Consider the following 25,452-nt stretch of genomic DNA (forward strand, 5'->3'; position numbering starts at 1 on the left):
AAAACTCCGATTCTGCGTAGGTCTTCACCTTTTTGATGATTTAAGACAAGTTTAAGATTATTTTAAGAAAGATTTTATATCATGTACACAAGATGAAAAACGAGTGAGGGCTCTGTGAGCTCTACATCGAGATAACATGAAAAATCACTATGGAGGGATACGTTATGTTCAAAAAATCAGCAAGAAGAACTGCCTCAGGCATAGTAAGCCTTGCAATGCTCCTCGGAACAGCAGGACTTTTCCCTGTTTCACAGGCATATGCAGCAAGCTCTGTTACTATCAACGAGGTCTGCCCGAAGAATACTACATTAGCCGCACCTGACGGCGGTATGTACGACTGGATAGAGCTCTACAACAGCTCAAACAGCTCAGTTGATATCAGCGGCTGGGGCATCAGCGACAAAGCTGACACTCCTTACCGTTTCACTTTCCCGGCAGGCACTACTATTGCGGCAGGCGGCAGAAAGCTCGTTTTCTGTGACGGCACAGCAGGCGAAACAAATACAGCTATAGCTCCTTTCGGACTTTCCACAAGCGGTGAGACTCTCACACTTACAGACGCTTCCGGAAATGTAGCTTCTCAGATAACATTTGAAGATATGGCAAAGGATACTTCCTACGGTCAGTATCCCGACGGCAGCGGCGAGTTCTATGTGCTTCAATGTTCTCCCGAGGCTGCAAACAAGGCTCCCGAGGGTTCAAACGCAGTAAGGCTCCCCGGATTCTCCGCAGAGAGCGGATTCTACAACAACAGCTTCTCCCTCACACTTGAAGCTCCACAGGGCACAACAGTTTATTATACACTGGACGGCAGCGATCCTACAACCTCTTCCGAGAAATACTCGGGCCCTATCACAGTTCAGGATATGACGAGCCAGCCAAACAAGTACAGCGCAAGAACAGATATCACAGCCTATACGGATATCCTCGCTCCCGATGAGGGCGTTCTCAAGGCCTGCGTAGTCCGTGCTATCGCTGTAGACTCTCAGGGCAGGTCAAGCAGCATTGCTACAAAGACATATTTCGTCGGCTCTACCAACGTTGACAAGTACAAGAACATGAAGGTCATCTCTCTCGTTACCGATCCTTCAAACCTCTTTGATTACGAGAAAGGTATCTACGTAACAGGTAAGGTTTACGAAGAAGGCGGCGGAGGCATGAACTTCGGCGGCATGAACTTCGGCGGCGGAGGCGGAATGGACTTCGGCAACTTCAATTTCGGCGGCCAGAACGGTGACGCAGCTCAGGGCGGCGCAGGCGGCTTCAACATGGGCAACTGGAACATGGGCGGTCAGAACGGCGACGCAGCTCAGGGCGGCTTCAATATGGGCAACTTCAACATGGGCGACGTTCAGCTCGGCGGCGCAGGCGGTCCTGCAGTCAATGCAGACGAGGACGTTCAGCAGGGCGGAGCTCAGCAGGGCGGCTGGAACATGGGCGGCCAGAACGGCGGCTTCAACTTCGGCGGCCAGCAGGCAGGCGGCGACGTAAACGGCGGCGCACAGCAGGGCGGTTGGAATATGGGCGGTCAGAACGGCGGCTTCAACTTCGGCGGAGCTCAGCAGGGTGACGTAAACGGCGGTGCAGCTCAGGGCGGCGCACAGCAGGGCGGCTGGAACATGGGCGGCCAGAACGGCGGCTGGAACATGGGCGGTCAGCAGGGCGACGTAAACGGCGGTGCAGCTCAGGGCGGTGCTCAGCAGGGCGGCGCTGGCGGCTTTGGCGGCTTCGATATGGGAGGCGCAGGCGGCTTCGGCGGCTTTGACATGGGCGATATGGCATTCATGTCACAGGCTAACTACAACCAGAAGGGCGCAGCATGGGAGCGTCCCGCAAATATCGAGATATTCGACGGCGGCAAGAGCGTAGTTTCTCAGGACGTCGGCATCAGAACAAAGGGCGCTGCTTCACGTGCATGGCCTCAGAAGAGCTTCAACATCTTTGCACGTCAGGACTACGGCAAGAGCAGCGTTGAATACGACCTCTTCGAGGGCAAGTCCACAAAGGAAAAGAACAATAAGGTCATCGACAAGTTCGACGGCTTCACAGTAAGAAACGGCGGAAACGACAACATGGCAGGCTTCTTCCGTGATTCCGTAGCTCAGTCACTTGTTTCCGACAGAGATATGGCTACTCAGGCTACAAGCGAGTGCATACTCTTCATCGACGGCGAGTTCTGGGGCATCTACCAGCTCATGGAGAAGTACAATTCCGATTACTTCAAGTCACACTACGGCATCAAGAAGAATGACGTTTCATTCATAAAGAACGGCAGCCTCGAGGAGGGCAACGATCAGGACCTCAGCGAGTGGAACAGCCTCCTCAGCGAGATCTCAAGAGGCGATATGACAAGCGAAGCTGCATATCAGCAGGTTTGCCAGAAGCTGGATATCCAGAGCTTCATCGACTACTTCTCAGCTGAGATATATATTGGTAACCACGACTGGCCGAGCAACAATACAGGTGTATGGCGTTCAAACGCTGTAGACGCTGAAAACCCATATGCAGACGGCAAGTGGAGAATGGTACTGTTTGATACAGAGTACAGCTCGAACCTTGCAGACAAGGTAAGCGAGACAGGTCCTACCTACAACAGCTTCAACCAGGCATCAGGCGGCGGCTTCGGCATGGGCTTCGGAATGGGCGGCGGCTCACTCAGCGGCGCATTCTCAGCTCTCATGAAGAACGAGACATTCAGACAGCAGTTCGAGCTCAGCTTCATGGATATGGCTAACTACAACTTCGATACAAATAAGACCACAGCTGCTATCAACTACTACAAGGGCTTCAAGCAGCAGATACTCGATACATACAAGCGTTTCCCGTCATCGAAGCACACTCACAATGAGTCTACCTTCGATCAGGATTATCAGCTCCTCGAGACTTTCTACAACACAAGATACAGCAACGTTACAAGCCAGATGAAGAACTACATGAGTCTCACAGGCAGCCTTGCAACTGTTACAGTCGGCAACGACGGCAGCAAGGGTACATTAAAGCTCAATACGATCAAGTTTGACGACTCTATGAGCACATGGAGCGGCAAGTACTTCACAGATTATCCTGTAACTGTCAAGGCAGAGGCTAAGGAAGGCTACAGATTCGATCACTGGGAAGTAACAGGCGCTTCAGTAGCAAATACCACATCTGATGAGATCACTGTTCCCGTAAGCGAGGGCGTTACTATCAAGGCTGTATACGCACAGGGCAGCGCTCCTGTAGTTACTACAACAAAGGCAACTACTACAACTAAGGTAACTACAACAGTTACAACAAACCAGGGCGGAAATACTCAGGTCACAAAGTACGGAGATGTAAACTGTGACGGCGATGTAGACCTTTCAGACGCAGTTCTCATCATGCAGAGCCTTGCAAACCCCAACAAGTACGGCAGAAACGGCAGCGACAGCCACCACATCACCGCACAGGGCCTTGCAAACGCAGACTGCACAGGACACAATGACGGCGTTACTTCAAACGACGCACAGGCAATACAGAAGTATCTGCTTGGTCTTATAAAGTCTCTTCCCGATAACAACTGATCGGCAGAGACAAGTGGACATAATTTCGACGTTCACGATTCATCAGAAATCTTCCTTTAAATAACCACCTTCAAAAACAGCGAAGAGTTCAGCTCTTCGCTGTTTTTCTTTTATTATTGCTTATTTTTGGCAGCTGCTCGGACTTCCGGCAGGGTACGGCGGCAGCTGATAAATAAGGAATATGACATTTGACAGAGCGGGATATGACATTTGTCATGTCAGAAACTGACAGAGTACACTACAAAAACTTTTTTCCGTGAGCTATAATATATACAGTGAGAAACACAAAGGAGGATACAAATATGGAGAACACAGTTGTAAAGATACAGGACCTTGTAAAACGCTACGGCGATCTTATCGCTCTCGACCATTTCAGCCTTGAAATAAAGGAGGGTGAGATATTCGGACTTCTCGGTCCTAACGGCTCGGGAAAGACCACTACCATAAACTGTCTGCTGTCGCTGCTTTCCTTTGACAAGGGCAGGATAGAGATATTCGGCAAGGAAATGACTCCCGTGAGCTACGATATCAAAAAGGACATAGGCATTATCATGCAGAACGTGGCGGTTTTCGACGAACTTACGGTATATGAGAATATCGACTACTTCTGCGGACTTTATATCAAGGACAAAAACAAGCGTAAGAAATGCATTGACGACGCTGTTAAATTCGTCGGACTTGAGGACTTTGTGAAGTTCTATCCGAAAAAGCTGTCGGGAGGACTTCTCCGCAGACTGAATATCGCCTGCGGCATAGCTCACAAGCCTAAGCTCATAATCCTTGACGAGCCTACTGTGGCAGTCGATCCGCAGAGCCGCAACCGCATACTCGAGGGCATACAGGAGCTCAACAAAAACGGCGCTACCATCATATATACCTCCCACTATATGGAGGAGGTAGAACAGATATGCACCCGTATCTCTATCATGGACAAAGGAAAAAAGGTGGCTGAGGGCACTAAGGACGAGCTCAAGCGCATGATAAAGAATACAGAGACTATCATCATCGAGCTGCTGGAGCTTCCTGACAAGGCATACAGGGAGATAGCTTCACTGCCTCATGTATACGATTCAAAGTTCGAGAACGGAAAGCTTTCCGTATACTGCTCGGGCGGCAAGCACAACCTCACAAGAGTGCTTGAGGTATTGCAGAAGAACGAGCTGGGCTTTGGAAGAGTATACACGGAGCTTCCTACGCTCAACGATGTGTTCCTTGAAATCACAGGTACGGCACTAAGGGACAAGGAGGACTGAATATGTTCATGCATATATTGAAATATGAGCTGAAAAGCGGTCTCCGCAGCAAGGATATGCTTATATGGCTCATACTTTTCCCCATACTTCTCGGTACTGTTTTCAAGGTGGGCTTCGGAAGCATTTACGAAAAGACCGAGAAATTCAATTCCATTCCGATCGCTGTAGTGGAGGAGAGCGAAAACAAGGCTTTCCGACAGGTGATCGAAAATATCGGGAGCGCTGAGCAGCCCTTTATTACAGCCAGCTTTACAGATAGGGAAAAGGCTGAGAAGCTCCTTGATGACGGAGAAATAGAGGGTATCATCTTCTCGGGAGAGAAGCTCAGACTGACAGTCAAGGAAAAGGGGCTCCGCGAGACAATGCTCAAATCCTTTGTGGAGCAGTACTCCGTCCGCGAGAAGATAGCTATGGACGCTTTTGAAACAGCTCCCGAAAAGGCTCAGCAGGTAATTGAATCACTGACAGCGGAGACAGTTTCTTCATGCAGGGAGATACCGGTCACACAGGGAAATCCCGACGTTTATGTTCAGTATTTCTACAACCTTATCGCTATGGTGGCGATGTTCGGCTGTATTACAGGCATGACAATTACCTCACACAGACAGGCTGACCTTTCGGCTCTCGGTGCAAGGAGCTGCTGTTCGCCGGTGCCTAAGTCTGTAAGCGTTCTTGCAAGTCTTGCAAGCAGCTTCTTATTGCAGACGGTCTGCATGATAATATGCGTAACATTCCTTGCGTTCGTACTGAAAGTGGACTTCGGCGACAGACTTTGGCTGGTATATCCTACAGCAATATTCGGCAGTATCCTGGGAGTTTCCTTCGGTTTCTTCATAGGCTCTATCGCAAGGGTGAACGAAAAGGTAAAGACGGCGATACTTATGACCACAACAATGCTGCTGTGCTTCTTCAGCGGCCTTATGGTGGGCAATATGAAGGCTGTGGTAGCTGAAAAGGCTCCGTGGTTCAACAATATCAACCCCGTTGCGGTAATATCGGACTGCTTCTACTGCCTCAACATATACGAGGACTATGACCGCTACTTCACAAAGCTAATAACCATGGCGGTCACAATAGTGATATTCATAACCCTTGGCATTATTTCTTCAAGGAGGAAAAAATATGCAAGTATTTAAGGCAATGCTCAGGATAATCAGAAAAAGGCTGCCCTCTGCCATGATATATATAGTAGTCTTTGTGGTGATCTCTATCCTTGTTACAAATGCTTCCACCAAGGATAATAAGTTTGAGGTGACGAAGCTGGATATATGCGTGTTCGACGAGGACGATACTCCCGAGAGCCGCGCACTTACCGATTTTATCGGAAAAATCAATGATATAGCTGAAATAGAAAATAACAGGGACGTCATAATCGACAGTCTCTACTACAAGCGTGTGAACTATGCTCTTATCATCAATAAAGGCTATGCTGAGAAGCTGGCGGCGGGGGAAACAGCCGACCTCTTCGGAAGCTACCACCTCGACGAGAGCTACTCCGTAGTGTATATGGGGCAGTTCCTTGATGAGTACATCACCTCGGTAACGGCTTACCTCACTATGGGCAAGCCCATTGACGAGGCGATAAGCTGCACAGAGGAGACTCTGTCCCAGCATACAGACGTTGATATGCTGAGAGTGGACAAGGGCGGAAATTCACACTACAGCGTGGACTTCGCAGGCTACTTCCAGTATATGCCATACATACTCATTGCGGCTATATTCACCGTTATATGCCAGGTGCTTGTGACTATGAATAAGAAGGATATCCGCTACCGCACCAACTGCTCCTGCATGGACAGCTCAAAGTACACATTCCAGCTTATTATCGGCAGCGGCTTGTTCGTGATAGCAGTATGGTTCATGCTAGTGATTATAGGAGCTGTGCTCAACGGGGAAATGTACATGGGAAGAGCATGGTATGCGGTCATCAACAGCTTCATATTCTCAGTAGTGGTAACGGCTATGGCAGTATTCGTATCAAGCTTCGAGCCAAAGGAAAACGTGCTGAATATTATCACACAGGTGCTCAGTATCGGTATGAGCTTCCTCTGCGGAATATTTATCCCGATGGAGGTACTCAGCGACGGAGTCCTTTCAGCAGCAAGATTCCTGCCTGCATACTGGTACGTGAGGGCTAACAATATGATCGCGGATATTACACCTTTCAGCTTCAATGAGGTAGTTCAGTGCTATCTCATACAGCTTGGCTTTGCAGTAGCTCTGATACTTCTTACGCTGCTTGTACGCAAAGTCAAATACAACAGCGCAGCTATAAGCACAAATGTGAAGAAAGCTGTAGTAAGCGATTGACCTGTAGGGGCGCACAGTGTGCGTCCCCTTTTTTTATGCTTCTATAAAGGGGCTGAAATAGGGGCTCATTAAACGGAAAACCGTTTAATAAGAAAAAAATAATTTTGAGATTCTGTGTTTTGCACAAAAACGCTTGCTGAGTTTTGTCGGAGCTGCTTCCTTTGTGTTTGGTTTACGTGGGACGGAACATCTTCATAGGTCGTTGTGATAGATGACATATGTCATTCAGAAGAGGATATATGTCACTGTGATAGTGATAGTTGTCATCTTCACAGAGCAGTCTGAATGTGATACAATAAGACCATACCAAAGAGGTAACACAGTTCAGCGCGCAGAACTTGGTTATAAACGTTAGGAACTTAATAAAATTATTAAAATGGAGGTTGTAATTATGAAAAACAATTCAAAGAAGATCATCTGTACATTATCAAGTGCTATTGTGCTTTGCGGTTCTGCTGCTCTTCCTGTAAGTGCTGCAAAAGAAATACCGGGAAGAAATCCGTCAGTCGATATAGATAGGCTTCCCAAGGAGATCCCCGAAAGGATCCTTATTGAACCAAATTTCAGGCCGGGTTTTGAACATAAGTATTTTGAGTGTTATGAAGCATTAAGCGCAAAACAGAAAAAAACACTGGTTTTATTGCCTGATTCGGGAAGTGCGGTCCTTGAAGTCGAAGTAAGCGGCGGTCGTTACAAAAATGATCCTGATTATGAGGTAAGATATCAGTGGTGCAATGTGAACGGTCCGATCTATGGTGCTATTAATGCTAAATATTACGCCGATAAGACCGGCGAATACTATTGTTACGTATGGGAGGCAAAAAAGAACTCAAACCGTGAGACCTATTATCCATATGATGCAGTAAGATCTGATACAGCAAGTGTAATAAAAGGCTTTGTGATGGAAGGCCCTATTGAGAATTCATTCAAAAAAGAAGCAGTATTTCATGAAATGAAACGGGCTTCATGACAGCTGATATCAGTTAAAATGGCGTTCATGCAGTAAAATAAAAAGCTCTTCATCGCTGAATGAAGAGCTTTTTTGTGTTATGCTGCATAAGAAATTAACGGAACTTCTTATCATATATGCAGTTTTTCTTTGATAATGCCGCAGACCTCTTCCTTGTGCTGCTGATAGTAGAAGTGGCCGCCGTCAAAGGGATATACCTTGCAGCTGCCGTCGGTGAAGCGGCTCCAGCTGCTCATATCCACGCTCTGCATGAGGGGGTCGTCCTTGCCGTATATCACTGTGATATCGCAGCCGAACTTTACGTCTTCGGGTGTGGCTTTGTAGCGCTCTGCCATACGCACATCGGTGCAGAGTATGCGGTTGAGAGTACGCATGAGCTCCTCATCGGGTACGGGAGCTGCCGTGGAAAGCGAATTCTTCGTGAAGTAGGAAACTATTTCCTCATCGGAGGCTGTTTCCACGTTCTCGAAGCAGTGTACGTCCTCGTCGGGGGGATTCTTGCCCGAAAGGAATACGTGACAGGGGAGGGCAAGTCCCTTTTCCCTTGCCTGCTTTACAAGCTCGGTAACGAGGACTGTTCCCATGCTGTGCCCGAAAAGCGCATATTCTCCTCTGAGAAGCTCTGAGTGCTTTTCTATGAGGTCGGCAACGCAGTCATGTACATTATCGAGGAGGGGCTCTGAAGAGCGCGTAAAGCGCCCTGAGAGCTCCATAGGAACTACGCTGAGTTCCTTAGGCAGGAAGCGCTTGAAGGAGCTGTAGCTCTTTGCAGAGCCTCCTGCGTGGGGAAGAAAGAAAAGTACCATATCAGTCCTCTAAAGGTGTGCCCTTTTCGTTGAGGAGGTCGAATATCTCGCCTACCTTGCTGATGGAAGCTACCAGCGAAAGGGGAATGTTGAGCCTGAATGTCTCTGTTATCTCTGAGCCGAGGCCGAAAAGTCCAAGTGAATCGAGGAAAAGATCGTCGTAAACGTCTGTCTCTCTTGTTATCTCTGAAGCGTCAACTCCCACATAGTCGGAAATTGCCTGCTTGAATTCATCAAAATTAAGGTTATTCATTATTTATACTCCTTCTTTCTCAGGTATTTGAACTGTATCTTGCCGATATCCTTTGGTATCTCCTCAACGAGAACTACCTTGTCGGGTACCTTGTATGCCGAGAGCTTGCCGTCAAAGTAACGTGCCAGCTCGCCGCGTGTTACCTTTTCGTCGCCCTTTGGCTGTATGTAAGCAACTATCTGCTGACCGATAACGGGGTGCGGTTCGTCGGTAACTGCCGCAGCAGCTATCTTCGGGTGAGTGAGGAGGCATGCCTCGACTTCCTCAGCGTGAACGAGGTTTCCGCCGCGCTTGATGATACGCTTGCTTCTGCCTGCGAAACGAACGATACCGTCAGGGAGCTTGTTTACAAGGTCGCCTGTGCAGAACCAGCGGCGTCCCTGCTCGTCTGTGAGTATCTTCTCGGCTGAGAGTTCGGGGTTGCCGAAATAGTCTGTGATAACGCCGTCTGTGTATACGCAGAGCTCGCCAACCTCGCCCTCGGGAACATCATTGTGCTTCTCGTCGATAACGCGGACGTCTGTGAAGCTGAGCTTGCGGAAATCGCTGGGGTCTGTGCCTGCGTCGCGGTCAGAGTCCCATACTACCATAGTACAGGTCTCGGAAGAGCCGATAACGTTGATAACGCGGATATGGAGCTTCTCAACGAAGATGTCTGCTATCTCCTTGGGGAGAACTTCTCCTGCAAAGTAGCAGATGCGGACGCTTGAAAGGTCGTACTTGTCAAAATCGGGAGTTGAGAGAAGCACCTTTGCAAGTGTGGAAGTGAGCTGGATAACGTTTATCCTGTACTTCTGAACAGTCTCGAGGAAGGTGACAGGGTTGAACTGCGGCTGATACATTACCGTACCGCCCTTGAGCACCATCTGCTGACCCATTCCGAAGCCGCCCTGATGATAGAGAGTCATGCCGAGCATCATTACGTCGTCAGCCCTGAATCCGAGGTAGTCGCCCATGTCCTTCTGTGTGGAGAGGAATCCGCCCGAAGGAACGGAGAGTATCTTGGGAGTGCCCGTGCTGCCCGATGTGCAGGCGAGGGACATTGTGTGGAGATAAGAAGGCTCGTATATCTCGCACTCCTTGCTGCCGTACTCAGCCATGAACTTCTCGGCGGAGATGTAGCAGCTGTCCTGCGGGATAACGCTGTCGTCAGCGAAGCATATTACCTTGCCGAGAGCTATCTGTGAAGGTACGAGCTCGCTTACAGCAGCGATTATGTTGTTGTTCCTGTACTTTTCCGTTACGAACATTATCTTTGATGTTGTAGCGGGAATGAGCTTTGAAAGCTCGAAGGATCCGCTCTGCGGATCCATCGGAACAGGCTGTGCGCCTATTCTTACTGCCGACCAGTAAACAAGGTACCACTCAATGCTGTTAGGCATACATATGCCTACCTTGTCGTTTGCAGCTATGCCCTGCTTCTTCATTGCAGAGCCGAGAATGGCGGTCTTTTCCATGAACTGAGCGTATGTGAGCTCGTTCTCGTCGATCCTCAGGAGCACCTTGTCAGGTGTTTCCTGAGCGTATTTGCCGTAGTAATCGAAAAATTTCTCTGACATTTTATTTTCCCCCATTAAGTCTTGCAGCAAGGAAGTCTGCTGCAATATGCTTTACCCAGTGGTACTGTTCACCAACGGGCATTGCGTGCATTATAGTTTCCTCCGATACATATGCAGGCTTGTCCTCGATGTGAATGCACTCCTTGTAGCCCTTTGCCTTGTCGAGGAGCTTCTGTGAAGCTTCGGGAGTCATCCAGTTGTCGTCGCTGCTGTATACCATGAGGAAGTCTGCCTTGTGTGTGCCCTCTTCAAGAGCTCTCATACCCTCAAGGTAATCGTCGCTGTACTGGTATGAGCTCCACTTGCCGCGCTTCATCCATACAGGGATGCTGTTCTGGTCGGCAAAGTTCATGAGGAGCGGGAAGAGGCTTACGCAGGCCTTTGCCTTCGGGTTTTTTACTGTAGCGCGGAAAGCGTAGCCGCCGCCCATGCAGAGACCGAAGTTTGCCATGTTCTTTTCGTTGAGCTTCTTGTGGTTCTTGATGAACTTTGTGATACCGTCAAATGCAGCTTCTATCTGCTTGCCGCCGCACTTGATATTGTTGTGGATTATAGCAGCTCCTGCGCCGGGCATATCGGGTGTGATAACTGCGATACCTCTTTCGTTGAGGGGAGCAGCCAGCATTTCAAGCTCCTCCTTGCAGCTTCCGATACCTGAGTAGGTAACTACTACGGGGTAGTCTGTCTTTCTTCCCGAATCGGGATAGTGGATATAAGCAGGTATCTTTCCTGCCTTTGTGTCTATTTCAACGTACTCTACCTTGTTTTTGCAGAGCTTTATGTAGTGCTTGTAGCTTTCCTCGAGACCCTTGTATATCTCGGTCTTGTGCTCAACGTCCTCGATGTTTACCATAAAGCAGGCATAGTGGCACTGTGTCACCATTCTTGCGTACTCTCTTGCGGATATCTTGTTGCCGGCCTTTTCAGCCTTTTCGCAGAGCTCGGAATAGCGGTCTATCTTGGCGTGCCATTCCTCGAGCCATACGTTCTGTATCTGCTTGCCGCTCTTTACTTTTATGTTGTCTATCTTCTTGAGGATAGCCTCAAGGTCGAAGGGGTCGGCTCCGTAGAGGAGCGAACGTGTTGCTACAGGATTAAGCAGGTCTCTTATTGCCCATTTCATATTTATCGTTTCCTTTCTTTCGTCAGCCTGTGTACTTCCATGCGCCCTCGCGCGTCATCTCCGTGAACTGCATATATATGCGGTAGGGGTCGACGTGAGTGTGCTTCTGTATGAGGCTCAGCATTCTGTCTGCGAGTTCCTTGAGGAAAGCTGCCTTGTTGTCAGCGTATTCCTGCGGGAGTATGTATCTGAACTCCGCAAAGAACACAGTGTCCTCGGAGCTGTTCATGTACATGGGACACTCGTCCAGCATTACCATTATTGCAGGCAGGGGCTTTCTGAGTATCTCTGAGAGCTCGCTTGCAGCCTCGTCGAGGAAGCCGGTGCGGAGGGCAGGTGAGCTGAATTTGAAATTGGTCTTCATCTGTGCTATCGGCATATCATTTATCCTTTCTGTCTTGCTTTACTGTCTCAGCCCTCGTATCTCCTGAGAACGAGAGTTGCATTGTGTCCGCCGAAGCCGAATGAGTTTGAGATAGCAACGTCTACCTTGTGCTCCTGAGGCTTGTTCGGGACGTAGTTGAGGTCGAGCTCGGGGTCTGCCTCGTCATAGTGGATAGTAGGAGGTACTATGCCTGTTTCGATAGCCTTGATACAAGCGATAGCCTCAAGAGCTCCGCCTGCGCCGAGGGTGTGACCGATAGAAGCTTTTACCGATGATACGGGGATATCGTATGCTCTTGCGCCGAATACGTCCTTGATAGCCTTTGTTTCATAGAGGTCGTTGAGACCTGTTGATGTGCCGTGAGCGTTTATGTAGTCAACGGAATCAGGTGAAAGGCCTGCGTTGTCGAGAGCAAGTCTCATGGACTCTGCCATGCCTACGCCGTCTGTCTTGGGAGCTGTAAGGTTGAATGCCTCGCCGCACATTGCAGCGCCTGCGAGCTCACAGTATATCTTGGCTCCTCTTGCCTTTGCGGACTCCTCGGACTCGAGAACGACAGTACCGCCGCCCTCGCCCATGATGAAGCCGTCACGGTTCTTTGTGAAAGGACGTGAAGCTGTATTCGGGTCGGGATTTACGGACATCGCAAGGAGCTGATTGAAGCCGCTTATAACGAGATGTGTGACTGTATTGGAGATGCCGCCTGCGACTACCATATCGCAGAGACCAGATTCGATGAACTGCTTGCCCAGTGTGATAGCGTATGCCGATGAAGCGCAGGCTGTGCTGACATTGAAAGCAGGACCTGTGAAGCCGTACTTGATAGATACCAGTGCAGGCAGCTCGTTGGGCATTTTCTTGAGTGTTATGTTAAGGGGCTTATCGAGCTCATAGTCCTCGTAGGAATTGTCGATAACGCCGTAGATGACGCCGACTCTCTTTCCGTCGTAGGTCGTAATGTCGATACCGCAGTCTGCGATAGCCTCACCTGCGGAGGCAAGTCCCATTCTTGTGGTGGTGGTGGTAGCGTTCAGCTGACGCTTTTTCCAGTATTTTCCTGCCTCTGCCTCGAAGCCGTCATCAACTTCGGCAGCAACAGTGGTGTCGTGTCCGTCAAGGGGGATACGTGTGATGGTCCTCATTCCGCATTTTCCGGCGATGAGACCTTCCCAGTAATCGTGAGCGTTGAATCCTACAGATGTAACGGCTCCGATACCTGTGATAACTACTTTTTTCATACTAATAACCTCATATCTCAAAATTTTACACAGGGATCAGGCAAAGATCCTGTCCCATTCCGACTTGTCCTTATGAATGTATGAGCCGAAGCCCGTTTTGCTGTGCAGCTCGTCAAGTGCTGCGAAAATATCCTTTATGCCGAATTTCTCAATGTAAGCTGCAAGGGGCTCGGCAAGTCCGAGAGTGTCCTGTACAGCTTCAAGGAAAACGGCTCTGTCGCCGCTGTATTCGTCTGCGGCATTGACTGTTTCGTTGAGTATCAGTGCTGCCATATAAAGCGGAGCCTTGCTGCAGTCAGCGCCTGTTGCGCTCTCGCGCTCCGACATAAAGTCGAGGAATGTGAGAGTTTCCTTTGAGCAGCCCTCATTCAGCCAGCCGTTCATCTTCTCACAGCCGTAGCCGAGAAGTCCCTTATTGCGCTCTATGCGGAAGTTATCGGGGCTTCCTGCCATAAGTCCGAGACCTACGCTGTCGAGGACATCAAATGGTCCTGCAACGGCGAAGAGCTCCTCGACAGCCTTGCCTGTCTCAGCGACCGAAGCGCCGAAGCTCTCACGGAGATAAATGGCGTGTGAGACCATGCAGGCGAGTATCTGATTGAGGTAGATGTGGTATTCGCCCTTGAAGACAACAGGCTTCTTGCCTGCCGCCGTTACGAGCTGTGCAGCCTTTTCCGCGTTGCTCTGTGAAGTTTCGGGGAGTATATTCAGCTCCACGAAGCCTGTGAGCTTTACGGGATAGAAGAAGTGAAGTCCGAAGCAGCGCTCCTTGTGAGGAATATCGCTGAATACGGACGCGATGTCCAGCGAAGAGGTATTCGTAAGGAGCAGACAGTCATCGGAAACTGCCTGTGCAGCCTTTGCGAAGAGTTCCTTCTTTGCAGCCATATTCTCGAAAACAGCTTCTATAACGACGTCGCAGCCGCTGAGTGCGGAGGTGTCGTCAGTGAAGAGGAAGGAGTCCTTCTTGAACTCGTACTGCTCCTCAGTGAGCTTCTTTCTCTTGAGGCTCTTGCCGAGAGTTTTCAGAACGGCTTCCGTGTTCTCCTCAGCGCCGAAGAGGTCTATGACCACGAACTGCGCGTCGGGGAGCTTGTCAAAGAAGAGGGAAAAGATGTCCTTTCCCATTTTGCCGTAGCCTACTATTCCTATTTTCATATTCACGCCTCCTTGCTTTTTAAGTAGGAGCGCATGAACTCCTTATAGTCAGCAGGGGAGAAGTCCCTGCCGCAGCCTGAGATGTAGTCTATAACTGCCATAGCCTCGGGAAAGCCCTGCTTTTTGTCTGCGAAGATATCAGCCCAGCCGAGCTCGAAGGCTTCCTCTGCGGGTATGAGCTCGCCCGACATAACGAGCTTGTATGCGTTCTGCATACCGCATATCTCAATAGTCCTTGCAACTCCGCCGAGAGCGGGGAGTATGCCGAATGTGGATTCGGGCTGGCCTACTCTTGCGTTCTTCTCGATTATCCTGTAGTGGCTGTTAACAGCGATCTCGCTGCCCGAACCTATACAGAAACCCGTTACCACGCTGATGACGGGGAACGGGAGCTCTCTGAGAAATGTGAAGTAATGTTTTTGCTTGATGTGACCCTCGGGAAGTATCCCTTCGGCGTCGTTGTAGGATTCGTTTGCGGAGCGTTCTGCGAGAGCGTCAACGTCAGCGCCTACGCTGAAATGTCTGCCTGCACCCTTTATTACAAGACCTTTATACTTGTTTTTTGCGGCTCTTACCTCGATATCAGCCATAATGGCTTCGTATTCTTTTAAAAAGTCCGCGGTCATCAGATTGTTTCCCGGCATATTCATGGAAAGGACGAGGACTCCGTCCTGTTCCTCAAGGATCATTCCGTTATTATCATTCATTGGAGTTACCTCCGTTCTTTTCTGCCATGAGGCGGTAGAAAGCTCTCGACTCTATATCGAGCACCTCTGCCGCAGGAGCTTTTTTCGCTGCGATGAAGCAGGCGTTTATCTCCTGTATCTGCTTTTTTGTTTTGTCCTTGAAAAGCTTTTCAACGTATTCGTCAGCTTCTTCTGCCTTTATGAACATATCGGCTGCGTCAGCGAGTTCGCTGTCTGCGCTGTCGGAAACTACGGCTGACATGAAAGGCGCTTCCGAAAGAAATTTTCTTACGGCAGCCTTTTCGCTGTCATCTTTGCCAAGTATCGTACTGCTGTCGGTATGTATGAGCAGTAAGCAAGGCTCGCCGAGCTGCTCCTTGTTTTCAAGAAGCTGATACAGCGAGCTTAGTTGGCAAATAGTTGTTGTGATTTCTGTTTTATTGATCGTCATTCTCTTCTCCCTCAAGATAAGCTCTTACTGCTTCGGGAATGTCGCATATCATGCGTTCCTTGTTGACAAAGGCAAGCTTGCCTTTGACCCTGCATGAAACAAGGCCTGTATTCTTGTTCACAATTTTATGCCTGTAGCTGATTATACCGCACGAGCAGGAGATCTCAGTGTCTATCCTGACTTCGTCCAGCATTTTCAGCTCGTGTATGTACCTTTGAGTGCTTTCCATAATGACGGGGAAGAGCCCTGCGTCTATGATGAGATCGAGCAGCCCGTGGACCTTGAGAAAGTTCCACAGTGCCGTTTCTGAATACTGGAGATACACTGCATTGTTGACATGACCGAACGAATCCAGTTCATATCCCCTTACTGTCAGTTCGTAAGAGCTTTTTTTCATTTTTTGAACGCCTCCGCCAGTGCCGATTCAAACTTGCCCTTTGAGGGATCCTCTGCCCCCTCGGAAGCAAGGTTGACGGTATCTATTATAGCGTGGATCTGTGTGAGCGATTTGCCGCTGAGAAGTTCCTTTACGAAAGCCATTGTCTCGTCAAAGGAGTTTTTGTTTTCGCTGAGCTTTGTAACGAGTCCCAGGTCGAGGGCGTCCTTAGCGCCTATCATTTCTCCGCAGAGTATCATGCGGAGAGCCTTCTCCTTGCCGAGCAGTCTGTAAAGACGCTCCATGCCGCCCATACCGGGGACAACTCCGTGCATAATCTCGGGAAGTCCGAGAAACGCGGAGGGAGAAGCGATCCTGAACTGACAGCTCAGTGCTATCTCAAGTCCGCCGCCGAAGCAGCCGCCGTTTATGGCAGCAGCGGTTATGATCGGGAGCTTTTCGATAGTACGAAGGAGCTCCCTTGCGTTTTCGAGCTTTGATGAAAGCTCGCTGCCGCCTGCCTCGCCGAACTTTGATACGTCGGCGCCGTGGGAGAAATGTCTGCCCTTGCCTGTAATGACAAGAGCTCCTACCTGTGGATTCTTGTCCAGCCAGCCGAGGAGCTCCTTACGGTCTATGAATTCGGGCTCGGAGAGAAGATTCTTCGGGCCGTTGTCAATGGTAAGTACAGCAATATTATCCTCGGCGTGAAGCTCAGATAAATTTGACTTTAACATTTTTGCCTCTTACTGGTTAACGATGTCGTTGCCGTACTGATATATCTTGCAGAACATCTCAACAACGTCGCTCATTGTCTCCATAGGAGCCTTGAGCATATACTTGCCGATGCTCTGGAGCTTGATATCGAGGTCGAACTTGTCAGCTGTCATCTCGATGAGCTCAACGAACATGAGTGAATCGCTTCCGAGATCCTCCTGAGGATTTGTATCCATAGTGATCTCGTCCCTTTCAACTTCACACTCTTCTGCGTAGTAATCAAAGATCATGTCCTTGATTTCCTGTCTGATTTCTTCTGTGATCTCTCTCATTTTTTTTACCTCCGAAATATTTTCTTTCCCCTTTTGGGTATACTTGAGATTTATATATGAAAACTTACACATCCTCAAGGGTGTAAATTTTGCATTTTCTGTTCACGCGGGAGAATTTGCTGACAGCGCCGTTTGCGCTGACGTCGAAGAACTCGGTGACTCCCAGTTCCTCAAGCTTCTGTATTGCAAGATCCCAGCGTATTGGAGTATACACGTTGAGCTGATTTTCCCTGAGTACCTGCTCTCCCTTTGTCATAACCTCCCTGTCGAAGATAGAGAGGATAGGATAATCGGGATCCTTATACTCTGTGGAAGCGCAGAAATCAACGTACTCCTGCGAATAGTCCTTCATTATCGGGTGATGATAAGCGACGCCCGTACCGAAGCTGAAAGCTTTCAGTGCGCCCTCGTTCTGGCAGAGGGTGAGGGCTTTCTCGACCGAGTCTGCCTTACCGCTGACCATAACGTGGAATTTCGAGTTGCCGCTTCCGATGACTATCTCATCGGATGAGAACTTATCCCTGAACATTTCCTCGATATCGCTGTATGAGAAGCCTATTACCACGCCCATGTCGAGCTTCTGGTCGTGCTCCTCGAGGCAGCGCATTGTAGCGCGGTTCATCATGATGATACCGTGAGCAAATTCATGGCTGACAGAGCCGAAACAGCTGCTTATGCTGACTATTCCCGAGCTGTAGCCTGCGCCGATATCGGGGATTATTCCCTTGCTTATGTAGTATTCAAAGACCACCCTGTCGCATATCAGAGAGATTATCCACTCTGCTACGCGGCCGTCGTATGCCTTGTTCTTTTCAAGATCCTTGTTCAGCCCGAGTCTGCCGAATGCTTCATCGAGATAAAACTCATACTTGTCCATCAGTTCAGGCGGCAGCTTGACAAGAAGCTTTTCAGGCTTCGAGCCGATGCCGTTGAAAAGAAACGCTCTGTTGTACATTTTTTTCATGCTCCCCTTATTAACATAAGTAAATCTTAACACCTATTCTGCACACTGTCAAGAGAAAAAACGGCTCTAAAAAGCGATTTTTAGAAAAGCAATAAAAAAGTGTCGAGTCCACAACAGATTTTTATAAAATAGGATAATTATACTATCTGTAATTTGTTAACTAGTGATTAATAAGGCTGAATTTTTATATTAAAATCATGATTTTGGAATGGCACTTTTAAGCATTTTTAATACCGTGAGCCGTACTGCCAATTTGGGATTTCAATATGGCAGTACCAATTTTTTGCGCTGCCGGTCCCGGCAGACTGTGCAGTAGTTATAGATTTTACGCCTGTCCGTAATATCCGTCTACTTTGAGTAGACGCCCCCCGTGTGACAGGCACGAGTGCTTAAAAAAGCCTTTTCCATTTGGAAAAGGCTTTTTAGTGATCGGTGATCAGGATTTTTGTGTGTCTTTATCAGCTCCGCTCTGAGGCGCTGCTGATAATTGATGTAAATAATGTCGGGACAAACGATTCAGACGGTGTGTTGATCACGGCAGCTCTGAAAGCAGCCGATGTAGTCGGACTCATTGTAAACCTTAAATTTATGAACGCCGCCGTGCTTTTTGCGTGCGGCTGTACGGGATTTACTGATTTACCGCTGACAGCTTCGGAAAAGCTGCTTGACAGTCGTGAATGTTCTTACTTTTCGGGATTTTTTATAAGCTTTGCTTTGAAAAGTGCTGTTCCCACAGCACCTGTGATGATCGTGCATACTATCATTTCAACAAGCGCGTTTACGCCTACGAAACTGATGATGAAGGGGATAACGCTCTTGCCTTTCATAAGTCCCTGAACGTACTCGGTTTTTCCGAAGAGGAATACGAGCGACAGCATAAAGAAAGCTGTGTTCATAAGGGCTGTAAAGAAACCTGTAATGAAACAAGAGATACGTGCGTCTGTAAGCTTTGAAGCTCCCTGGAAGATGAGACCTGCAAGGAAACCGTCAAGCAGACGAGGTATGAAGCGCTGTATGAATGCAAAAAACGGATTGATCTCTACAAGTACCGCTCCCATACCGCTCGGAATACCGATACCGAAGCACTGCAGGAAGCTGAATATACCAAAGACACCGCCGATGATCGCGCCCCCGACAGGGCCCAGCGAGATCGCTGCTATGGCGATAGGGATGATGTTCAGCGTTATTACCAGCGGACCTACGGGAATAGAACCGATCGGCGTAAACGAGAACACGGCTATGACCGCAGTCAGCAAGCCGAGCAATACCATGCTTTTGACGTCGAACTTAAAACTTTTCATTTTCAAATTTCCTCCTTGTTACTATTCCTCTTGTGAGGATATAATACAACATGAATATAATATCATGTTTTTGAAATAAAGTAAATAGCCTTTTTGATGAATTTTCGTTCATAAAATGTTCCAGAATAGTTCATGTTTTATAAATAGAATTTCTATATACCCATATATATCATCATAATAATACTACCTGTAATCTTTTCTGAGGATCAGCTTGCATAATATGTTTTATTGACTACACAAAAATTGGTACAGCCATTAGGCGTGCTATTGCGGCAAGGGGATATATCGGCTGATGAAGTTTGAAGAAAGTGGTAATATTGTAAAATAATGCACAAAACTGTCGTGATAATTTCTTAATATTAGTTGAACGTAAATATTGCAATTTGTATATCATTGTGTTATAATATAAAATGCAAAATTCTGTAAATATATCATATCGCGTACAGGCGGAAAGGTACAGTTACGGGGAAATTGTGTAAAAACAAAAAACAATAAAAGAAAGGATGGATCGATAATGAAGAAAACTTTGGGTAAACGCCTGGTAAGCAGTGTTACCTCAGGAGTTGTGGCGCTGAGCTACATTCTGCCCTCATGCGTGGGAATGCAGGCTTATGCGGCTGACGCAGCCGACGGACTGCCGATCGTTGACACACCTTATGAGGAAACGATGTGGTTCAGGAATAACCCGCTGGGTATTGCAGGCGATTTCCATTTGTTTGCTTTTGATACCATTGAAACCACCAACGACAGAGCTCACATCAACGGAAACATCGCTGCACCAAACTATATCGTCGGTTCAAATCACGGACAGCTCAATACTGCGGGCACAGGAAGGCTCCTTAACGTTGTCAGGGACTCATTCATGCTCAAAGAAGGCGGAGACTACGAAACGAAAGCCAAAGCGGAAGGAACGAAGGAATTCTCACTCGGTAAGATGAGCGACTTCTTCTTCCCTGAAAATTGCGGATTGTCCGTAAAGAAGGGTGAATACGTATTCGGATACGGATATGTCGAGACTGAAAAGGCAAAGCTCGATTATCCTCATGACGCAAGCAAGTATGCATTTGTAAGACTTGATCTTCCACAGTCTGAAAGCTACTATGTAAAGCTGCAGCCGGGCGGAGAATTTTCTTCAAACTGTTATCTTGCCCATGCAGGAGGAAATCTCATCGACTTTGAGGTCGAAAAGGGCAATTACGAAAGACGTTCGGACAATTACGCTACATTTGACAACTGCTATGCAGACCTCAAGCTGGTGGAAAATCCCGATTACGCCAACGATCCTGCAAATCAGTCCGCATACATCGGCACTCTCACACTGAATGCCGAGGGTACGAACGTGCTCAACTTTACTGCCGACGAGGCTGACAACTACAAGAACCTCAAGGTCGCCGGCATCAACTTCAAGGACGGTCAGTTCCATGACGACCAGACTCTTGTTGTCAATATCGACCTCAAGGGCAAGAAGGAGTTCGTATGGTCGCCGGAATGGACATACGAATCCTCTTACGATCCTTCTTACAAGCTTGTTAATTCCGAGGAGAGCGCTCTCAGCGGAACAAATATAATCTACAATTTCTTCAACGCTAATTCAGAGGGCACGAAGGTACTCTACAACTACGGCGAAAAGCTTGAGCCGTGGGGCTGCGTGCTCGCTCCTGACTGCGAGGTAGTTCCGAACAACATGAGCGGTACTATCATCGCCGACAAGATAACTCTTACAAACGAGACGCACATGGCGCCTTTCATGAACCCTGTAAGCGAAAAGGCTCAGGTAAGCATTTCCGCCAAGAAGACATGGGACGACGAGGGAATAAAGCATGACGACGACGAAGTCGAGATCGCTCTCTATCGTTCCAAGAAAGCGGGTCTTCCAAAGGTAACAGACGAAAAGTATGTTGTCAACAAGTATGATGACTTCGTTGAAGCTGTAAGAGAGGCAGGAAAGACAGATACTCACTTCAGCTATCAGGAAGGAAATGCCGTTAAGGACGTCAATACAGAAGGCGATTCGGACATTATCGTTTCCAAGTTCGGCTTCGGTGAGGAAGAACCGATATTTGTGCCTATCACAGACGCTGTACAGGCAAATATAGCAGACGGTACCTATACATTTAAAAAGGGAACCGTTGATTACGTTGTTGATGTTGCGGGCGGCGAGATAAAAGATATCAGCGGCTCGGGCATCGGCTACAAGGAACTCGGCACCAAGAAGCTCAACGCTTCCAACAACTGGACAGCTTCATGGGACAATCTCGATAAGACTGATGCCACCGGCCATACGTACTTCTACTATGCCGATGAGGTCAACGTTCCCGACGGATACTCTGTTGAGTATACCGAAAACGGCGTATCAGGCGGAAACAGAACTATCGGCGTTGTTAACAAGGGCGGCAGCGGCGGTACACCTGCAAAGGTAAGCTTTGCAAAGTACAGCGACGCTATGACTGTCACCGAGGACGGCGACGGCAATATCAAGAGCGAGTACGCTAAGGAGTTCCTCTCAGGCGCTAAGCTCACTCTCACTGCTAAGGATATTGAGGACGCGACCCTCAATAAGAGCACATACTCGAATCAGGACAAGAATGCTGAGTGCAGTGTGAAGTACAGTGAGAAATCCATCACATGGACAAGCATCGACAAGCCTGTTGAGTTCTACGGACTCCCCAACGGACTCTACAAGCTCACAGAAGAAGCTCCCGACGGCTTCCAGCCTGTCAAGGAGACAGATATCAGAATAGACAACGGTACTGCTACGGTAGTAACTGCCGACACAGGCGTTACAGCAGCATCTGTTGCTCTGCTCGATACAGCTATCGAAATCGTTGACGAGTCATTTGCAGTGACTGTAAAGAAGTCCGACGGAAACGGCAAGCCTGTACAGGGCGCGTATTTCAGATTAAAGGGCACGTCGGGCGAGAGCATGAAGAACGTAAAGGCTCACGACTCGAAGTACTTTGCAGCTAACGGCAAGGGCTGGGGCGAAAAGGCTGACAAGAACCTTTACCCTTCAAAGGCAAAGGAGTGCGAGATAGCAAATCTTGCTTCCGACGGCAAGTCGTTTGAATGGTACTCCACAGGTTCGGACGTTGTTTTCACAGGTCTGACCGAGGGCACATACACTGTTGAGGAGATAAACGCTCCCGCAGGTTATTCAAAGGACAGCTCAAAGACATTCACAGTAAAGAGAACAGACGGTATCCTTGCAGCAGACAAGGGTACGCTGGAGTTCACAGACAAGAAGGACACCGTTAAGATAAGCAAGGGCGATATGGGCTCGGTCATCATTGACGGCGCAGAGTTCGTTCTCAGAAAGAAGGACGGCACTTCACTGGGAGCTCTCACAACAACAGACGGCAGCGCTGACATTTCCGAAAAGGTGAGCAAGTCTCATGACGCTCTCAGCGGAACCAGCGGTGTTAAGATAAAGGATCTTACAAAGGGTCAGAAGTATACTGTCCGCGGCGGCACTTTCAAAAATGTGACCGTTGACGGAAAGGCTGCTTCTTCCTCCGGTAAGAACACAATTGAGTACAAGGGTACAGTATCGGGAGATACACTTGAGATAAAGGGTATCGTAAGCGGTACATACGTTATCGAATTTGAGGACGGAAGCATCTACACGGTAGACGTTGAAGAGGGCGCTTCTGTTCCCGAGGTAAAATGCGAAAAGCTCCTCGGACTCACAGACGGCGGAAAGGCTTGTGAGTTCACAGGCGGCTCCATCGACATCATCGGTCTTGACGACGGCGATTATGTTCTCGTTGAGACAGCTTCTCCGAACGGCTACACAAAGGTCGTATCCGAGTTCGGCTTCAATGTTGCAGGCGGCAAGGTAACAGTTACCGACGCCAAGACAACAGGAAAGTACAAGCTCTCGGAGGACGGCAGCCAGCTCATTATCCTTGACGATATCTCAAAGATAGAGATCAGCAAGTTCTTCGGCACTGAGGGCAATACAACTCCCGAGGGAACAACTGACGGTGCTGACATGAAGCTCACATTCGTCAAGGCTTCCGAGAAGAAGCTCCCTGCTGAAAAGTCAGGCGACGCTCTCGGCGCAGGCGAATCTGCCGAGTGGAACACAAAGGTCTCCAACCCCAAGACATTCGAGGGACTTTACGACGGTGAGTACCTCCTTGAGGAGACAAAGGCTCCTGCAGGATACGAAGCTGCAGCTCCAAAGACTATCGTTATCAGGGACGGCGTTATCGTTGAGACAGACGCTGACAAGAACGTTATAAGCACAAAGACGAGCGAGGCTCTTCTCAATGTCAAGAAAAACACTATCATACTTGACAAGAAGGCACTCGGCGCAACTGAGATACCTGAGTCGGCAGGAAAGGTCAAGTTCACACTTACTGCAAACGATGAGGGCGCAACTCTCAGCGGCGTTATCATCAACGACGGAACAGCTCTCGGTGCTGTAAAGTCCACAGAGCCTTTCGACGGAAACACAGTTACCTTCACAGGTCTTGAGAACGGTACATATACTCTCACAGAGGACACAGCACCTCTCGGCTACTCGGTAGTAAGCGACTTTACATTTACAGTAAAGGACGGCAAGGTAACAGACGTATCAGCTGTTACTACAGGCAAGGCTTACGTTGACGAGAACGGTCACCTCGTAGTTGAGGACGCTCCCGTAATTTCGATCGACAAGACAGACCTCGGCGGCAAGATGATCACAGACGGCACAGCTGAGTTCACACTTACAGCAAAGGACGCCGACGGTTCGCTCAGCGGCGTGAAGATCAACAGCGAGGAAGCGCTCGGCGATGTGAAGTCCGCAACCTTTGCAAGCAACAGCACAAAGCTCGAATATCTCAAGGACGGCAAGTACTCACTGAAGGAGGATACAGCTCCCGCAGGATATTCAACAGTTTCTGAGTTTACATTCACAATAAAGAACGGTCTCGTAACAGACGTAAGCGCAGTTACGGACGGTGTTACAGAGAAGTCCGAGGACGGCAAGAAGATAACAGTCAAGGACGCTCCGATAATCAGCCTCGATAAGCTCGCACTCGGTGCAGAACCTATCCCCGAGTCGGCAGGCAAGGCAACTTTCGTACTCACAGCAGAGGACGAGGAGAACACTCTTGAGGGAGTAAAGATCAACGGCGGCGACGCAACTGCAAAGGGCACAAAGTCTGTTAAGATCGACGGCAACAACGCTAAGCTCGAATACCTCAAGGACGGCAAGTACAGCCTGGAGGAGACAGTGGCTCCCGACGGTTATACTACAGTTACAAAGTTCACATTCACAGTCAAGGACGGCAAGGTAACAGACGTAAGCACCGTTACAGACGGCAAGGCTTACGTTGACGAGAACGGCCACCTTGTAGTTGAGGACAGACAGTCAGAGATAACTCTTGACAAGCTTGCACTCGGCGCAACACCTATCCCCGAGTCAGCAGGAAAGGCAACTTTCGTACTTACAGCAGAGGACGAGGACAAGAACCTCGACGGTGTAACAGTCGGCGAGGGCTCAAAGGCTAAGACTCTTACAAGCAAGGACAAGTCCGTAGAATTTGAGGGTAACAGCGCCAAGTTCACAGGACTTAAAGACGGTAAGTACAGCCTGGAGGAGACAGTAGCTCCTGACGGCTATACTACAGTTACAAAGTTCACATTCACAGTTGAAAACGGCAAGGTAAAGGACGTAAGCACTGTTACAGACGGTAAGGCTTATGTTGACGAAAACGGTCACCTTGTAGTAGAAGACAACAAGTCCACAATAACACTTGACAAACTTGCACTTGGTGCAACACCTATCCCCGAGTCAGCAGGCAAGGCAACATTTGTACTTACAGCTGAGGACGAGGACAAGAACCTCGACGGCGTAACAGTCGGAGAGGGCTCAAAGGCTAAGACACTGACCGATAAAGACAAGTCCGTAGAATTTGAGGGCAACAGCGCTAAGTTCACAGGACTCAAAGACGGAAAGTACAGCTTAGAGGAGACAGTAGCTCCTGACGGCTATACTACAGTTACAAAGTTCACATTCACAGTTGAAAACGGCAAGGTA

The 25,452-nt window shown here is 48.7% G+C and carries 20 protein-coding genes; 6 read left to right on the forward strand and 14 right to left on the reverse strand.

What is annotated here, in order from left to right; all coding sequences use genetic code 11:
- Positions 1-164 precede the first annotated feature (164 nt).
- The 5 genes from IKW96_RS05485 (at position 165) to IKW96_RS05505 (ending at position 8,075) form a co-directional block, all read left to right on the forward strand.
- Positions 165-3,542: a CotH kinase family protein gene (locus tag IKW96_RS05485; protein ID WP_296571377.1), complete on the forward strand. Its 3,378-nt coding sequence runs from the start codon at positions 165-167 to the stop codon at positions 3,540-3,542.
- Positions 3,543-3,844: 302 nt separating this feature from the next.
- Positions 3,845-4,795 carry an ABC transporter ATP-binding protein gene (locus IKW96_RS05490; RefSeq protein WP_296571380.1) on the forward strand — a complete coding sequence of 317 codons (951 nt, stop codon included), beginning with the start codon at positions 3,845-3,847 and terminating at the stop codon, positions 4,793-4,795.
- A gap of 2 nt (positions 4,796-4,797) precedes the next feature.
- Positions 4,798-5,931 (forward strand): ABC transporter permease, encoded by a 1,134-nt coding sequence (locus IKW96_RS05495; RefSeq protein ID WP_296571383.1) that lies wholly within the window; start codon positions 4,798-4,800, stop codon positions 5,929-5,931.
- Positions 5,918-7,105: an ABC transporter permease gene (locus IKW96_RS05500; RefSeq protein ID WP_296571387.1), complete on the forward strand. Its 1,188-nt coding sequence runs from the start codon at positions 5,918-5,920 to the stop codon at positions 7,103-7,105. Before IKW96_RS05495 ends, IKW96_RS05500 begins: the two co-directional genes overlap by 14 nt.
- Before the next feature lie 391 nt (positions 7,106-7,496).
- Positions 7,497-8,075 (forward strand): hypothetical protein, encoded by a 579-nt coding sequence (locus IKW96_RS05505; RefSeq protein WP_296571391.1) that lies wholly within the window; start codon positions 7,497-7,499, stop codon positions 8,073-8,075.
- 110 nt (positions 8,076-8,185) lie between these two features.
- Here IKW96_RS05505 and IKW96_RS05510 read toward each other — a convergent pair whose 3' ends face one another.
- The 14 genes from IKW96_RS05510 to IKW96_RS05575 all read right to left on the reverse strand — a co-directional run bounded on the left by IKW96_RS05510 (position 8,186) and on the right by IKW96_RS05575 (position 19,424).
- Positions 8,186-8,881, reverse strand: a complete 696-nt coding sequence (locus tag IKW96_RS05510) for an alpha/beta fold hydrolase (protein WP_296571393.1) — start codon at positions 8,879-8,881, stop codon at positions 8,186-8,188.
- 1 nt (position 8,882) lies between these two features.
- The gene (locus IKW96_RS05515; RefSeq protein WP_296571396.1) at positions 8,883-9,134 is read right to left on the reverse strand and encodes an acyl carrier protein; all 252 of its coding nucleotides are present in this window, start codon (positions 9,132-9,134) and stop codon (positions 8,883-8,885) included.
- Entirely contained in the window at positions 9,134-10,693 is a 1,560-nt protein-coding gene (locus IKW96_RS05520) for a class I adenylate-forming enzyme family protein (protein WP_296571399.1), read from the reverse strand. The genes IKW96_RS05515 and IKW96_RS05520 overlap by 1 nt, the downstream gene beginning before the upstream one ends.
- 1 nt (position 10,694) lies before the next feature.
- Positions 10,695-11,816, reverse strand: a complete 1,122-nt coding sequence (locus IKW96_RS05525) for a dienelactone hydrolase family protein (protein ID WP_296571402.1) — start codon at positions 11,814-11,816, stop codon at positions 10,695-10,697.
- 22 nt (positions 11,817-11,838) lie between these two features.
- Positions 11,839-12,195: a hypothetical protein gene (locus IKW96_RS05530; RefSeq protein WP_296571405.1), complete on the reverse strand. Its 357-nt coding sequence runs from the start codon at positions 12,193-12,195 to the stop codon at positions 11,839-11,841.
- A 32-nt stretch (positions 12,196-12,227) separates the two neighbouring features.
- The gene (locus tag IKW96_RS05535; protein ID WP_296571407.1) at positions 12,228-13,439 is read right to left on the reverse strand and encodes a beta-ketoacyl synthase; all 1,212 of its coding nucleotides are present in this window, start codon (positions 13,437-13,439) and stop codon (positions 12,228-12,230) included.
- Positions 13,440-13,475: 36 nt separating this feature from the next.
- Positions 13,476-14,597 (reverse strand): 3-hydroxyacyl-CoA dehydrogenase family protein, encoded by a 1,122-nt coding sequence (locus IKW96_RS05540; RefSeq protein ID WP_296571410.1) that lies wholly within the window; start codon positions 14,595-14,597, stop codon positions 13,476-13,478.
- Positions 14,598-14,599: 2 nt separating this feature from the next.
- Positions 14,600-15,304: an enoyl-CoA hydratase/isomerase family protein gene (locus IKW96_RS05545; RefSeq protein WP_296571412.1), complete on the reverse strand. Its 705-nt coding sequence runs from the start codon at positions 15,302-15,304 to the stop codon at positions 14,600-14,602.
- Positions 15,297-15,734 (reverse strand): hypothetical protein, encoded by a 438-nt coding sequence (locus IKW96_RS05550; protein WP_296571415.1) that lies wholly within the window; start codon positions 15,732-15,734, stop codon positions 15,297-15,299. Before IKW96_RS05550 ends, IKW96_RS05545 begins: the two co-directional genes overlap by 8 nt.
- Positions 15,721-16,131, reverse strand: a complete 411-nt coding sequence (locus IKW96_RS05555; protein ID WP_296571417.1) for a thioesterase family protein — start codon at positions 16,129-16,131, stop codon at positions 15,721-15,723. The genes IKW96_RS05550 and IKW96_RS05555 overlap by 14 nt, the downstream gene beginning before the upstream one ends.
- Positions 16,128-16,847, reverse strand: a complete 720-nt coding sequence (locus IKW96_RS05560) for an enoyl-CoA hydratase/isomerase family protein (protein ID WP_296571421.1) — start codon at positions 16,845-16,847, stop codon at positions 16,128-16,130. Before IKW96_RS05560 ends, IKW96_RS05555 begins: the two co-directional genes overlap by 4 nt.
- A gap of 9 nt (positions 16,848-16,856) precedes the next feature.
- Positions 16,857-17,159, reverse strand: coding sequence for an acyl carrier protein (locus IKW96_RS05565; protein ID WP_296571422.1), 303 nt, complete (start codon positions 17,157-17,159; stop codon positions 16,857-16,859).
- Positions 17,160-17,223: 64 nt separating this feature from the next.
- Positions 17,224-18,114, reverse strand: a complete 891-nt coding sequence (locus tag IKW96_RS05570; RefSeq protein WP_296571424.1) for an ACP S-malonyltransferase — start codon at positions 18,112-18,114, stop codon at positions 17,224-17,226.
- Positions 18,115-18,806: 692 nt separating this feature from the next.
- Positions 18,807-19,424: an ECF transporter S component gene (locus tag IKW96_RS05575; RefSeq protein ID WP_296571426.1), complete on the reverse strand. Its 618-nt coding sequence runs from the start codon at positions 19,422-19,424 to the stop codon at positions 18,807-18,809.
- Between the two features lie 514 nt (positions 19,425-19,938).
- Between IKW96_RS05575 and IKW96_RS05580 the strand changes: the two genes are divergently transcribed.
- Positions 19,939-25,452: SpaA isopeptide-forming pilin-related protein (locus IKW96_RS05580; RefSeq protein WP_296571428.1), on the forward strand; the 5,514-nt coding region annotated here is incomplete at its 3' end.

This window comes from Ruminococcus sp. (assembly GCF_017549005.1).
Lineage (GTDB): Bacteria > Bacillota > Clostridia > Oscillospirales > Ruminococcaceae > Ruminococcus.